This is a genomic window from Variovorax sp. GW821-FHT09B01, from assembly GCF_059418345.1.
Window position 1 is genome coordinate 113438 of sequence record NZ_JBWKPQ010000007.1, and the last position, 11904, is coordinate 125341.

General features: G+C 71.5%; 10 protein-coding genes. 5 read left to right on the top strand and 5 right to left on the bottom strand.

What is annotated here, in order from left to right:
• Positions 1-2 precede the first annotated feature (2 nt).
• The 3 genes from AC07RV_RS21210 to adh form a co-directional block, all read right to left on the bottom strand.
• Positions 3-1349 (bottom strand): DUF2325 domain-containing protein, encoded by a 1347-nt coding sequence (locus tag AC07RV_RS21210; RefSeq protein WP_296782066.1) that lies wholly within the window; start codon positions 1347-1349, stop codon positions 3-5.
• 118 nt (positions 1350-1467) lie between these two features.
• The gene (locus AC07RV_RS21215; protein ID WP_296782067.1) at positions 1468-1857 is read right to left on the bottom strand and encodes a DUF779 domain-containing protein; all 390 of its coding nucleotides are present in this window, start codon (positions 1855-1857) and stop codon (positions 1468-1470) included.
• An 81-nt stretch (positions 1858-1938) separates the two neighbouring features.
• Positions 1939-3459 (bottom strand): aldehyde dehydrogenase, encoded by a 1521-nt coding sequence (gene adh, locus AC07RV_RS21220; protein ID WP_296782068.1) that lies wholly within the window; start codon positions 3457-3459, stop codon positions 1939-1941.
• A 235-nt stretch (positions 3460-3694) separates the two neighbouring features.
• Here adh and AC07RV_RS21225 point away from each other — a divergent pair, with 235 nt between their 5' ends.
• The 3 genes from AC07RV_RS21225 to AC07RV_RS21235 all read left to right on the top strand — a co-directional run bounded on the left by AC07RV_RS21225 (position 3695) and on the right by AC07RV_RS21235 (position 6962).
• Entirely contained in the window at positions 3695-5593 is a 1899-nt protein-coding gene (locus AC07RV_RS21225; RefSeq protein ID WP_296782069.1) for a sigma-54-dependent Fis family transcriptional regulator, read from the top strand.
• A gap of 101 nt (positions 5594-5694) precedes the next feature.
• The gene (locus AC07RV_RS21230) at positions 5695-6597 is read left to right on the top strand and encodes a nitroreductase (protein ID WP_296782070.1); all 903 of its coding nucleotides are present in this window, start codon (positions 5695-5697) and stop codon (positions 6595-6597) included.
• Positions 6594-6962, top strand: a complete 369-nt coding sequence (locus tag AC07RV_RS21235; RefSeq protein WP_296782071.1) for a gamma-glutamylcyclotransferase family protein — start codon at positions 6594-6596, stop codon at positions 6960-6962. Before AC07RV_RS21230 ends, AC07RV_RS21235 begins: the two co-directional genes overlap by 4 nt.
• Positions 6963-6986: 24 nt before the next feature.
• Here the strand turns inward: AC07RV_RS21235 and AC07RV_RS21240 are convergent, their stop codons facing one another.
• Positions 6987-8021 carry a molybdopterin-binding protein gene (locus AC07RV_RS21240; RefSeq protein ID WP_296782072.1) on the bottom strand — a complete coding sequence of 345 codons (1035 nt, stop codon included), beginning with the start codon at positions 8019-8021 and terminating at the stop codon, positions 6987-6989.
• 208 nt (positions 8022-8229) lie between these two features.
• Between AC07RV_RS21240 and AC07RV_RS21245 the strand changes: the two genes are divergently transcribed.
• Together AC07RV_RS21245 and AC07RV_RS21250 are read left to right on the top strand one after the other, a co-directional pair.
• A complete protein-coding gene (locus AC07RV_RS21245; RefSeq protein WP_296782073.1) occupies positions 8230-9063 on the top strand; it encodes a class I SAM-dependent methyltransferase in 834 nt (277 codons plus the stop codon).
• A gap of 303 nt (positions 9064-9366) precedes the next feature.
• Positions 9367-10965: an OpgD/OpgG family glucan biosynthesis protein gene (locus AC07RV_RS21250; RefSeq protein WP_296782074.1), complete on the top strand. Its 1599-nt coding sequence runs from the start codon at positions 9367-9369 to the stop codon at positions 10963-10965.
• 16 nt (positions 10966-10981) lie between these two features.
• Here the strand turns inward: AC07RV_RS21250 and AC07RV_RS21255 are convergent, their stop codons facing one another.
• Positions 10982-11902 (bottom strand): LysR family transcriptional regulator, encoded by a 921-nt coding sequence (locus tag AC07RV_RS21255; protein WP_208512778.1) that lies wholly within the window; start codon positions 11900-11902, stop codon positions 10982-10984.
• Between the last annotated feature and the right edge of the window lie 2 nt (positions 11903-11904).

Below are 11904 nucleotides of genomic sequence, written 5' to 3' on the forward strand. Positions count from 1 at the left end.
GCTCAGCCGTGGCGCGGGCAGATCGGCGACGTGCCGGACGGCCCGTCCTCCCTGCCCTCGCCCTGCGCCTGCGCGCCTTCCGCCGGCCCCGAGAAGGCCGCGGCGAAGCAGCCGATGCCCGCGCTGCGCAGCGGCATATAGCGCACCTGCTGGCGCGTGCACAGCCGCTTGAGGTTGTCCACCGATTCGTGGTCGATGCAGTCGACCGGGAACACCACCACATGGGCCCAGGAGACGGCCGCGGCCAGCAGGCCCGCACGGTCCTCGAGGCCGCCGCCGTGGCGCCGGAATTCCCCGCCGTGGCGCAGCACCAGGTCGCGGATCGCCGGATAGGTGCTGGGCCGGCCGCCCACGTAGAGGATGCGGCGGCCCTGCAGCTGCGCATCGAGCTGCGCCGACTGGTCGTTGCGCCCGCCGTCGTCCGCGTTGAGCCTTAGTTGCAGCTCGGCGGCGCCGAGCTCGCGGCCCAGTGCCTGGGTGTGGCGGCGCAGGTGTTCCAACGTCTCGGCGAGCTGCGCGGCCTCGGCCTGCGCGGCGGCGGCGGTCTGCTCGGCACGTTCGCGGCGCGCGGTCTGCAGGGCGATCAGCGCGGCCGCCTTCTCGGCCCTGTCGCTCTCCTCCACGCGGTCCTGCCGTTCGGGCGCCGCGGCGGCCGCGGCCTCGATCAATTCGCGCCGCAGCGCCGCGATCTGCCGGTCGCGCTCCTCCATCAGTTCCTGCGAACGCAGCTGCTGGCGGTCGAGCTTCTCGCGCAACTCCGCGTTGTCGCGCTCCAGCGCCACGAGACGGCGAATGTCGGCACGGTTGGCCGCGCCGACCAGGTGCGAGAGCATGTGGACGTCGCCGAACACGCGCTGGCGCAGCGCCGGCGTGGTCTTGCGGTGCGTCAGCACGGCCCAGTAGGCGCCGGGCACCTCGCCCTGGTGCAGCGACTCGTCCCAGTAGGCGGTCAGCGCCTCGGCGTCGGCCAGCTTCGAGGCGCGTTGCAGCGCCGGCGCATGCCGGTGGTCGAGCGCCTTCTGCAGCGCCTTCGCGACCTGCGGGTCGTGCGAGGTCTGCCGCACCGCGTCGTGGTGGATGTCGAGGTCGCTGGCGCCCTTCACGTCGGCGAAGCGCGCCATCAGCTTGCGCAGCTCGGCCGTGCTCAGGCAGGTGCCGATCACCGAGCAATGGAGGTGGTGGTCGAGGTCCACCAGCCGCGCGCGGCCGGCCGCGACGGCCTCGTGCGCCTCGGGCTCGGGCGTGGCACAGCAGTCGACCGCGGCATAGCGCAGCGGCGAATCCGCGCGATCGACGCGCGTGAGCGCGGCATCGGCGGCGGCGAGAAGACGAAAAGGCGGCTGCTGCATCGGCGGGGCGCGCGACGGCGCGGTCTGGCGAAAACGACACCGCAATATACGACGCAACATAGCGAAAGCCAAGCGCCAGGGCTTTCGCCCCGGATTCCGCCCGGGAGCGCGGGAAGGCTCAGGCCTTGGCGCCGTCGCGCTCGCGCGCCTCGAGCACGGCCCATTCCTCGTCGGTGAACAGCCGCGAGCGGGTCAGGAAGCGCACGCCCTCGGGCCCTTCGAGCGAGAACATGCCGCCGCGCCCCGGCACCACGTCGATGATCAGCTGCGTGTGCTGCCAGTACTCGAACTGCGGGCCGCTGATATAGAACGGCATGCCGCCGATGTGGCCCAGCAGCCGGTCGTAGTCGCCGACGATGAACTCGCCCTGGGCATAGCACATGGGCGCGCTGCCGTCGCAACAGCCGCCCGACTGGTGGAACATCAGCGCACCGTGCTTCGCGGCAAGCCTGTCGATCAGCGCCAGCGCCGCGTCGGTCGCGGTCACGCGCAGGACTTCTTGTGTCATGGAAAGCCTTCCTTCGAAGATGCACGAACGCCCCGCGCGTCCCGTCACGGGCCGCGCGGGGCGTGCCTTGCGGCAAGGGGATCAGAAGAAGCCGAGCTTGTTCTCGCCGTAGCTCACCAGCAGGTTCTTGGTCTGCTGGTAGTGGTCGAGCATCATGCGGTGGTTCTCGCGGCCGATGCCCGACTGCTTGTAGCCGCCGAAGGCCGCATGCGCCGGGTACTGGTGGTAGCAGTTGGTCCACACGCGCCCGGCCTGGATGCCGCGGCCCATGCGGAAGGCACGGTTCATGTCGCGGCTCCAGACGCCCGCGCCCAGGCCGTAGAGCGTGTCGTTGGCGATCGCCAGCGCCTCCTCCTCGTCCTTGAAGGTGGTGACCGACACCACCGGGCCGAAGATCTCTTCCTGGAAGATGCGCATCTTGTTGTGGCCCTTGAACACGGTCGGCTTCACGTAGTAGCCGTCCTTGAGGTCGCCCGCGAGCGTGTTGCGCTCGCCGCCGATCAGCACCTGCGCGCCTTCCTGCCGGCCGATGTCGAGGTACGACAGGATCTTCTCGAGCTGCTCGCTCGAGGCCTGCGCGCCGATCATGGTCTCCATCTCGAGCGGGCTGCCCTGGCGGATCGCGGCCACGCGCTTCAGCGCGCGCTCCATGAAGCGGTCGTAGATCGATTCCTGGATCAGCGCGCGCGAGGGGCAGGTGCAGACCTCGCCCTGGTTGAGCGCGAACATCGCGAAGCCCTCGAGCGCCTTGTCGAAGAAGGCATCGTCCTTGTCGAGCACGTCGGCGAAGAAGATGTTGGGCGACTTGCCGCCGAGCTCGAGCGTGACGGGAATCAGGTTCTGGCTCGCGTACTGCGAGATCAGCCGGCCGGTGGTGGTTTCGCCCGTGAAGGCGATCTTGCCGATGCGGTTGCTCGAGGCCAGCGGCTTGCCGGCTTCCACGCCGAAGCCGTTGACCACGTTGAGCACGCCCGGCGGCAGCAGGTCGCCGACGATCTCCATCAGCACCAGGATCGACACCGGCGTCTGCTCGGCCGGCTTGATCACCACGCAGTTGCCGGCCGCGAGCGCGGGCGCGAGCTTCCACACCGCCATCAGCAGCGGGAAGTTCCACGGGATGATCTGGCCGACCACGCCGATCGGCTCGTGGAAATGGTAGGCGAAGGTCTCGTGGTCGATCTCGCTGATGCCGCCTTCCTGCGCGCGGATGCACGCGGCGAAGTAGCGGAAATGGTCGATCGCCAGCGGCAGGTCGGCCGCGGTGGTCTCGCGGATCGGCTTGCCGTTGTCCCAGGTCTCGGCGGCCGCGAGCACGGCCAGGTTCTCCTGCATGCGGTCGGCGATGCGGTTGAGGATGTTCGCGCGCTCGGTGGTCGAGGTGCGGCCCCAGGCGGCCTTGGCCTTGTGCGCGGCGTCGAGGGCGCGGTCGATGTCGGCGGCGCTCGAGCGCGGCACCTCGCAGAAGACCTGGCCGGTCACCGGCGTGATGTTCTCGAAGTACTGGTTGTCCACGGGCGCCACCCACTCGCCGCCGATGTAGTTGCCATAGCGCTTCTTGAACGGCACCGCGGTACCGAATTTGCCCGGTTCGAGCATGTCCATGCGTGTCTCCATGTGTGTTGCAGGCGCCGCGACATGCGGCGTCCCGCACGAAGGTCTGCAAGGCCCGTACCCGCCGGCCTCGGTGAAATCCCGAAGGTGCCCCTCCAGGGCGCCGCCGTGTCGCAAGGGTTTTCTTTCGCAATCTGCGACATATCCACGCGAACATGACGGCTAGCATGTCGCGAAAGGCGAACCGGGCGAACCGGCTCGCACCCCGAACCGACTGGAGCCGTGGATGACCGACTCGCAATCGCCCTCGTCGCAGGTGGAACAGGCCCGGGAGCTCTTCTTCGTGCAGGGCCGCGACCCCGAGCCCTGGATCGCGCCGCACATCTCGCGCTCGTGGCGCCGCAGCCTGCCGGTCGATCCGCGCGGCGGCGAGTGCGAGCCGATGGCGGTGGCGCTGCTGCGCGAGCGGCGCGAACAGGCGATGCGGCTGCTCGACTGCGCCCAGCCCGAGCTCGACGGCCTGGCCGAGCACGCCACCGGCAACGGTTGCGTGGTGGTGCTGTCGGACGCCAGCGGCCTGATCCTCGACGAGATCGGCAGCCCCGACTTCCTGCCCAAGGCCGAGCGCCTCGCGCTGCGGCCCGGCGCCGGCTGGTCGGAACACCAGCGCGGCACCAATGCCATCGGCACCGCGCTGGCCGAGCGCGAGGCGCTGATGGTGCTCGGCGGCGAGCACTACCTGGCGCGCAACGGCACGCTGGGCTGCGCGGCGGCGCCGATCTTCACCGGCCGCGGCGAGGTGGCGGGCGCGCTCGACATCTCGGGCGAGACGGTGCGCGTCAACAGCCATGCGCTCGGGCTGGTGCGCATGGCGGCGCAGCAGGTCGGCCACCGCATGATGCTCAGCGAGGCCAGCGGCCACCTGCTGCGCTTCCATCCGCGGCCCTCGCTGATCGGCACCGCGCGCGAAGGCCTGATGGTGATCGTCGACGGCCGCATCGCCGCGGCCAACCACGTGGCGCTCGAACTGTTCGGGCACTCGTGGCAGGAGCTGCTCGACCTCGACGCCGCCACCTTCCTCGGCCGCGACTGGGCGCGCATGGAGCGCCGCCGCAGCCTGCTCACGCTGCCGGGCGGACGCCAGATCGCGACCGTGCTCGAGCGCTCGGCCCGGCCCGGCGAAACGCTGTCGCGCGGCGCGCGGCGCCAATGGACGCCCGAGGACTCGGCCGCCGCGCCGCCGCCCGACGACGTGCAGCCGCTGCTCGAGCGCGCGGTGCGGGTGCTGAACCAGGGCGTGCCGGTGCTGGTCAACGGCGAGACCGGCAGCGGCAAGGAGGTGTTCGCGCGCCGGCTGCATGCGGCGAGCCGGCGCAGCGCCGGGCCCTTCGTCGCGGTCGACTGCGCCTCGCTGCCCGAGACCCTGATCGAGGCCGAGCTGTTCGGCTACGAGGACGGCGCCTTCACCGGCGCCCGCCGCCGCGGCGCGCCGGGCCGCATCCGCGAGGCGCATGGCGGCATGCTGTTCCTCGACGAGATCGCCGAGATGCCGCTGGCGCTGCAGACGCGGCTGTTGCGCGTGCTCGAGGAACGCACGGTGCGCCCGCTGGGCGGCGGCCAGGGCGTGGCGGTGGATTTCGACCTGGCCTGCGCCACGCACGGCGACCTGCCGGCGCTGGTGGCGGCCGGGCGTTTTCGCGCCGACCTGATGTACCGCGTGGCCGGCTTCACCGTGGCGCTGCCGCCGCTGCGCGAGCGCGCCGACCGGCATGCGCTGATCGCGCGGCTGTTCCTCGAATCGGGTGCGGCCGCGCGTGGGCTGCGGCTCGAGGACGAGGCGCTCGAGGCGCTCGCGGCCTGCCCCTGGCCCGGCAACGTGCGCGAGCTGCGCAGCGTGCTGCGCTCGCTCGTGGCGCTGGCCGAGCCCGGCGATGCGATCGGCCTCGACGCGCTGCCGGCGAACCTGCGCGCGATGCCCGGCATGCCGGCCGCCCCCGTCCCGGACACCACGAGCCCCGGCTTCGGCGGCCCGCCGCCGCTCGTGGCGATCACGCGGCAGGCGATCGCGCAGGCGCTGCAGGACTGCGGGCACGACGTGGCCGAGGCCGCGCACCGGCTCGGCATCCATCGCAGCACCGTCTACCGGCACCTGGCACGCGAGCGCGGCCGGCGACCGGGCGGCTGAGCCTGGCGATGTCCCGCTCCCGCCATGGCTTTCGCTATGCTTTTTAAAATATAGCGAATCCGCTCGCGAATCTCCCGCCCTTTTCACGTCCCGTGTTCCCCATGATCAGCACCACCCCTCTCCACGGCCTGCTCGCGCTCGCCGACGAGCGCCACCTGGGCCGCGCGGCGCAGGCCAGCCGCATGTCGCCGGCCGAGCTCGCGCAGGCCCTCCAGGCGCTCGAAGCCGAGTACGGCCATGCGCTGCTGCGCACCTCGGCGCCGCCGGCCGAACGCGGCCAGCGCTTCGAGGGCTTCACGCCGCAGGGCGAACGGGTGCTGGCCTGGGCACGCGGCTTTCTCGCGCAGAGCGAAGCGCTGCGCCACGAACTCCAGGCCTCGCGCACCGAGGCCGCATTGGCGCCGCTGCTCGAGCGCCGCTCGGTCTCGCCCAAGCGGCTGCGCCCGCCCGCGCCCACGGCCGAGCACATCGATGCGATGCTGCAGGCGGCACTGCGCGCGCCCGACCATGGCGGGCTGCATCCGTGGCGCGTGATCGAGTTCCGCGAGGCGCAGCGCGCCGCGCTGGCCGATCGCTTCGAGGCCGAGAAGCTGCACCGCGATCCGCTGGCCTCGGCCTCCGACCGGCGCCGCGCGCGCGAGCATGCGACACGCCCACCCGCGCTGCTGGCCTTCGTGGTCGTGCCGCGCGCGCGCAGCAAGGTGCCCGCGCGCGAGCAATGGCTGGCCGCCGGCGCCGCGCTCGGCAACCTGCTCAATGCCGCGCATCAACTGGGCTTCGGCGCGATCGTGCTGAGCGGCGAGCGCTGCTTCGATCCGGTGCTGGCCAGCGAGCTCGGCGTGCGTCCCGAGGAATTCCTCGCGGGCTTCGTGAGCCTCGGCAGCGTGGCCGAGGCACCGCCCGCGCGCGATCACGCGCTGCCCGGCGAGGTCTGGTCGGCCTGGGCGCCGCCGCGCGAGCAGCTGTTGCCGCATGCCGGCGACGCGGGACGCTCGTCGCCATGAGCACGGACCACGGCGCCACCGAGCGCCTGTTCTCCTACGGCACGCTGCAGCTCCAATCGGTGCAACTGGCGACCTTCGGCCGGTTGCTCGCGGGCCAGCTCGACCAGTTGCCCGGCTACCGCCTGGAGCGGCTCGCGATCCGCGACCCGGCGGTGCTCGCGACCAGCGGCAAGAGCCACCATCCGATCATCGCGCCCACCGGCCGCGCGGAGGATTGCGTGGACGGCGCGGTGTTCGCGATCACGCCGGCCGAGCTCACGCAGTCCGATGCCTGCGAGGTCGAGGACTACCGGCGCGAACGGGTGCGGCTGGCCTCCGGCCTCGAGGCCTGGGCCTACGTGAACGCGCGCGGCCGGCCCGGCTGAGACGGCCGCGCGTCGACCCGCAGTTCAGGGCGTGTCCGCCGCGAACACCTCGATCGCCACCAGGTTCGACACCGAGCGGCCCTGCTTGACCTCGCCCGGCACCACCAGGCGCGCGACGCCGTTGGCACCGAGCCCCGCGCCGTTCATGTCGTAGGCGACGATCGCACCCTTGTTGCCGAAGCCCGGATCGATCTCGCCGAGCGAGACCGCGGCGCGATAGCCGTCGCTGCCGGTGGCCACGGCATACATCGACAGGCTGGGGTTCTTTCCCGCAGGCAGGCGCAGGCCCAGGCCGTTGAGCAGCGTCCACAGGCTCACGCCGGTGTAGACGTTGGCGCCCACGGTCTGCGTGACCGGCACCATCGCCTGCAGCGCCTTGAGGTCGAAGCTCAGCGGCGTGCTGACCGCGCCCGACACCGCGAAGCTCGTCGACACGCCGCCGCCCGTGCCGGCGGCGGTGGCGGCCGAGGGCTGCACCCGCAGCCGCACGAGCTGCGAGACATAGCGCCCGCCCTTGATGTCGCCCGGCGCGGTGACGCGGAACGGCCCGTCGGCCGCGGCCAGCGGCCCCGAGCCGGCGCCGGTGGTCTCGGCATAGGCCACGATCGCGGGCTTGTTGCCGAAGTCGGGGCTCAGCTCGCCGAGCGCGAACACCACCCGGTAACCGTCGGCGCCGGTGGCCAGCACGTGGCGGCTCAGCAGGTCGTTCTTGTGCGCGGCGTCGGCCTGCAGGCCCGCGTCGGACAGCAGCGACCAGAGGCTGGTGCCGGTGTAGGTGCGGGTCTGTGGCGTGCTGCCGCTGTTGAAGTTCACGGTCTGCGTGAGGGCGGCGCGCGCGGCCAGGTCGGCCTCGGCGTAGTCGGCGGGACGGTCGATGGCGCCTTCGAGCTTGACCGTGGGCGCCGGCGGCGCGGGGGGCGGCGGCGGTGGAGGAGAAGGCGGCGCGGGCGCGGGCGGCGGCACCACCGGCAGGAACACCCCGCCATCGCCACCACCGCCGCAACCGGCGACCACGACCGCCACCAGACCGGACACCACGCCCGCGGACCAATGTTTCATATCCACCTCGTCTCCATGTTTTTCGATATGTTTATTCTTACATAGCGAATTCATTCGAATCCAATAGCTCTATTCGTATGCGATCCATCACTGTGCATGTATGGATACGGCGAACGACCAATTTCCGCCGCGACCGAACAGCGCGCGCCCTTGCCCGTCTCTTCAGCAGGCGAGAGACTTCGCCCCCGCCCTCACTTCCAGTCCCCGCATGCCCTCCGACGCCGCCCTGTCCGCTTCCGGCCTTTCGGCCGTGCCCTCGACGCTGCGCATCCCGCTGGCCGCGCGCGCCTTCGGCGATGCGATGTTTCCGCGCATGGCGATCGGCGATGCGAGCGCGGCGCGCCTGCTGGCCATGCTCGAGGACCAGGCCCCGCCGCTGCCGCGCGACCGCGCCACGGTCTATGGCGTGCTGGCGCGCACGCGCTGCTTCCGCGCGCTCGCGCGCGACTTCCTGCAGGCGCATACCGGCGGCCACGTGGTCAACCTCGGCTGCGGCCTGAGCCACTACTTCCAATGGCTCGACGACGGCAAGGCGCGCATGACCGATGCCGACCTGCCCGAAGTGCTCGCGGTGCGCCGCGCGCTGCTGGCCGACGACGAGCCACGCCACGAGGTGCGGCCGCTCGACCTCACGGCTCCCGACTGGTGGGACGGCCTCGACCTGCCCGTGCGCGACGGGCCGCCGGTGTTCCTGTTCTCCGAGGGGGTGTTGATGTACCTCGAGCCCGCGCAGGTCGAGGCCGTGTTCGCCACCTTCGGCGAGCGCGCGCCCGCGGGTTCGGTGCTGGCCTTCGATGCCATGTGCTGGCTCGCCACCGGCCGCGCGCACCGGCATCCCTCGGTGCGGCCCACGGGCGCGCAGTTCCGCTGGGGCCTGCGCCGGCCGGCCGAGCTGGCACGCGCGCATCCGCGGCTGCGGCTCGCGGGCACCCACGAGGTGATGGCGGGCTATGGCTTTCCGCACGGCATGCTGTCGCGCGCGATCGGCGCCTTCTTCGGCGTGCCGATGTACGCGGTGTATGCGCTGCACGCCGTGGGCTGAACCCGGCTCGATACACAAACGCACAATTTCGCCGCATCGCCGGCCTTGTCCGATGGCGTTTGCGCGGAATGGCTGACGCGCCGCAGGCCGTCGCCGCGGCAAGCTCCAGACTCGTCCCGCCCGCCGAACCCGTGCCCTCCCGCACAGGCCGGCGCCTGCGACGAAGGAGTTCCGCGCTGCATTAGGATCGTCCGGCTCGCCCGACAGGCGCCGCGCCGGCCACCGCGCCAGTGCGTTCCCTCCTTCGTCCGTCTCCCGGAGTTCACCCGAACTCGCCAGAGAAATCGCAACCCTCAAGAAAACATGCTTGATCGCCGATCCTTCCTTGCCGCCGGCAGCGCCGCCGCCACCCTCGCCGCCCTCGGGCTGCCCGCCGAAGCGCTGGCCGCCAGCGGGCTGCAGCTGAGCCAGCCGAGGCCCTTCTCGTTCGACAACCTGGTCGCCGAGGCCAAGTCGCTGGCCGGCCGGCCCTACGCGGCACCGGCGCCGATCGCGCCGCAGGTGCTCGAGAAGATCGACTACGACGCGCACGGCAAGCTCAAGTTCGACCCCGCCAACGCCCTGTTCCGCGACGGGCCTGGCGCCTTCCCGGTCACCTTCTTCCACCTCGGCCGTTTCTTCCAGACGCCGGTGCGCATGCACGTGCTCGAGAGCTCCGACGGCGACGGCTTCGCGCGCGAGGTGCTCTACAGCCCCTCCTACTTCTCGATGCCCGCCGACAGCCCCGCGCGCGCGCTGCCCGAGGGCGCCGGCTTCGCGGGCTTCCGCCTGCAGGAAAGCCGCCTGGGCGACCAGGCCAAGCTCGACTGGCAGAAGAACGACTGGGTCGCCTTCCTCGGCGCCTCGTACTTCCGCGCCATCGGCGAGCTGTTCCAGTACGGCCTGTCGGCGCGCGGCATCGCGCTCGAGGTGGCCGTGCCCGACCGGCCCGAGGAATTCCCGGCCTTCACGCGCTTCTATTTCGAGACGCCCGCGGCCGGCAACACGAACTCGATGACGGTCTATGCGCTGCTCGAGGGACCGAGCATCACCGGCGTGTTCAAGTTCGTGATGCAGCGCGGCAAGGCCGTGATCATGGACATCGACTCGCGCCTGTTCCTGCGCCGCGACGTGGCGCGCCTGGGCCTGGTGCCGCTGACCTCGATGTACTGGTACTCCGAGACCGCCAAGCCCACCGCGATCGACTGGCGCCCCGAGGTGCACGACTCCGACGGCCTCGCGATCTGGAACGGCGCGGGCGAGCGCATCTGGCGCCCGCTCAACAACCCGACGCAGACCCGCGCCTCGGCCTTCGCAGACACGGGTCCCAAGGGCTTCGGCCTGCTGCAGCGCGACCGCGCCTTCGACCACTTCCAGGACGGCGTGTACTACGAGAAGCGCCCGAGCCTGTGGGTCGAGCCGCTGGGCGACTGGGGCGAGGGCTCGGTGCAGCTGATCGAGATCCCGACCGACGACGAGATCCACGACAACATCGTCGCCTTCTGGGTGCCCAAGGCCGATGCCAAGGCCGGCGCCAGCTACAACCTCAAGTACCGGCTGCACTGGACCGACCAGGAGCCCTATCCCTCGCCGCTGGCGCGCTGCGTGGCCACGCGCATCGGGCGCGGCGGCCAGCCGGGCCAGCCGCGGCCGCCGGGCGTGCGCAAGTTCATGGTCGAGTTCATCGGCGCGCCGCTCGCCAACATCCCGTTCGGCGTCAAGCCCGAGCTGGTGCTCACGGCCTCGCGCGGCAAGTTCTCCTACATCTTCGCGGAGGCGGTGCCCAACGGCGTCACCGGCCACTGGCGCGCGCAGTTCGACTTCACGGCCGAGGGCAACGAGCCGGTCGACATGCGCCTGTTCCTGAAGAACGGCGACCAGACACTGACCGAGACCTGGCTGTACCAGTACCAGCCCGGCTGAGGCCGACGGGCTTCCTTCAGCGCGGCTTGCGCTGCCTGTCGTAGGGCGCGAACAGCTCCACCGCCCAGTCGACGAACACGCGCAGCTTGGCGCTCAGGTGCCGGTTGGTCGGGTACACCACGTGCAGCGGATAGGGCTCGGGCGCAAAGCCCTGCAGCACCTCGACCAAGGCACCGCTCGCGAGATACGGCGCGGCCATCAGGTCGAAGGTCTGCGCCAGGCCCATGCCCGTGAGCATCGCGCTCAGGTGCGCGGTGCTCTCGTTCACGCCCACCACGGTGTGGCCGTGGATCTCGATGCGGTCCTCGCCGCGGCCGTAGCGCAGCGGCACCGGCCGGTTGCTCAGCGAAGAGAAGTAGCCCACCACGCGATGCCGGCCGTCGCCGATGTCGGCCGGGGTCTTCGGCACGCCATGGCGTTCGAGGTAGCCGGGCGTGGCGCAGGTCACGAAGGGCATGGTCGCGATGCGGCGCGCCACCAGCGTCTGGTCGTCGAGCGGGCCGGCGCGGATCACGCAGTCCACCGCATCGCCGACCAGGTTCACGGGCCGGTCGCCCACGCCGATCTCGAGTTCGATCTCGGGATAGCGCGCATGGAAGGCCGGCAGTTGCGGGATCAGGATCATGTTGGCCAGCGAAGAGCCGACGTCCACGCGCAGTCGCCCGCGCGGATTGGCCTGCGCGTTCGTGAGGTCCGACTCGATGTCCTCGAGCTCGGCCAGCACGCGCGCGGTGCGCTCGTAGTAGGCCGCGCCCTCGGGCGTGACCGTCACGCGCCGGGTCGTGCGCTGCAGCAGTTTCACGCGCAGATGGGTCTCGAGCTGCTGCACCATCTTCGTCACGGTCGGCTTGGGCATCTGCAGCGAGTCGGCGGCGCGCGTGAAGGTGCCGGCCTCGACCACACGGGCGAAGACGCGCATGGCGGCGATCTGGTCCATCG

Bases quoted from the DNA above. Each gene is read 5' to 3' on its own strand.
- AC07RV_RS21210 (WP_296782066.1), bottom strand. From the start codon at position 1,349: ATGCAGCAGCCGCCTTTTCGTCTTCTCGCCGCCGCCGATGCCGCGCTC.
- AC07RV_RS21215 (WP_296782067.1), bottom strand. From the start codon at position 1,857: ATGACACAAGAAGTCCTGCGCGTGACCGCGACCGACGCGGCGCTGGCG.
- adh (WP_296782068.1), bottom strand. From the start codon at position 3,459: ATGGACATGCTCGAACCGGGCAAATTCGGTACCGCGGTGCCGTTCAAG.
- AC07RV_RS21225 (WP_296782069.1), top strand. From the start codon at position 3,695: ATGACCGACTCGCAATCGCCCTCGTCGCAGGTGGAACAGGCCCGGGAG.
- AC07RV_RS21230 (WP_296782070.1), top strand. From the start codon at position 5,695: ATGATCAGCACCACCCCTCTCCACGGCCTGCTCGCGCTCGCCGACGAG.
- AC07RV_RS21235 (WP_296782071.1), top strand. From the start codon at position 6,594: ATGAGCACGGACCACGGCGCCACCGAGCGCCTGTTCTCCTACGGCACG.
- AC07RV_RS21240 (WP_296782072.1), bottom strand. From the start codon at position 8,021: ATGAAACATTGGTCCGCGGGCGTGGTGTCCGGTCTGGTGGCGGTCGTG.
- AC07RV_RS21245 (WP_296782073.1), top strand. From the start codon at position 8,230: ATGCCCTCCGACGCCGCCCTGTCCGCTTCCGGCCTTTCGGCCGTGCCC.
- AC07RV_RS21250 (WP_296782074.1), top strand. From the start codon at position 9,367: ATGCTTGATCGCCGATCCTTCCTTGCCGCCGGCAGCGCCGCCGCCACC.
- AC07RV_RS21255 (WP_208512778.1), bottom strand. From the start codon at position 11,902: ATGGACCAGATCGCCGCCATGCGCGTCTTCGCCCGTGTGGTCGAGGCC.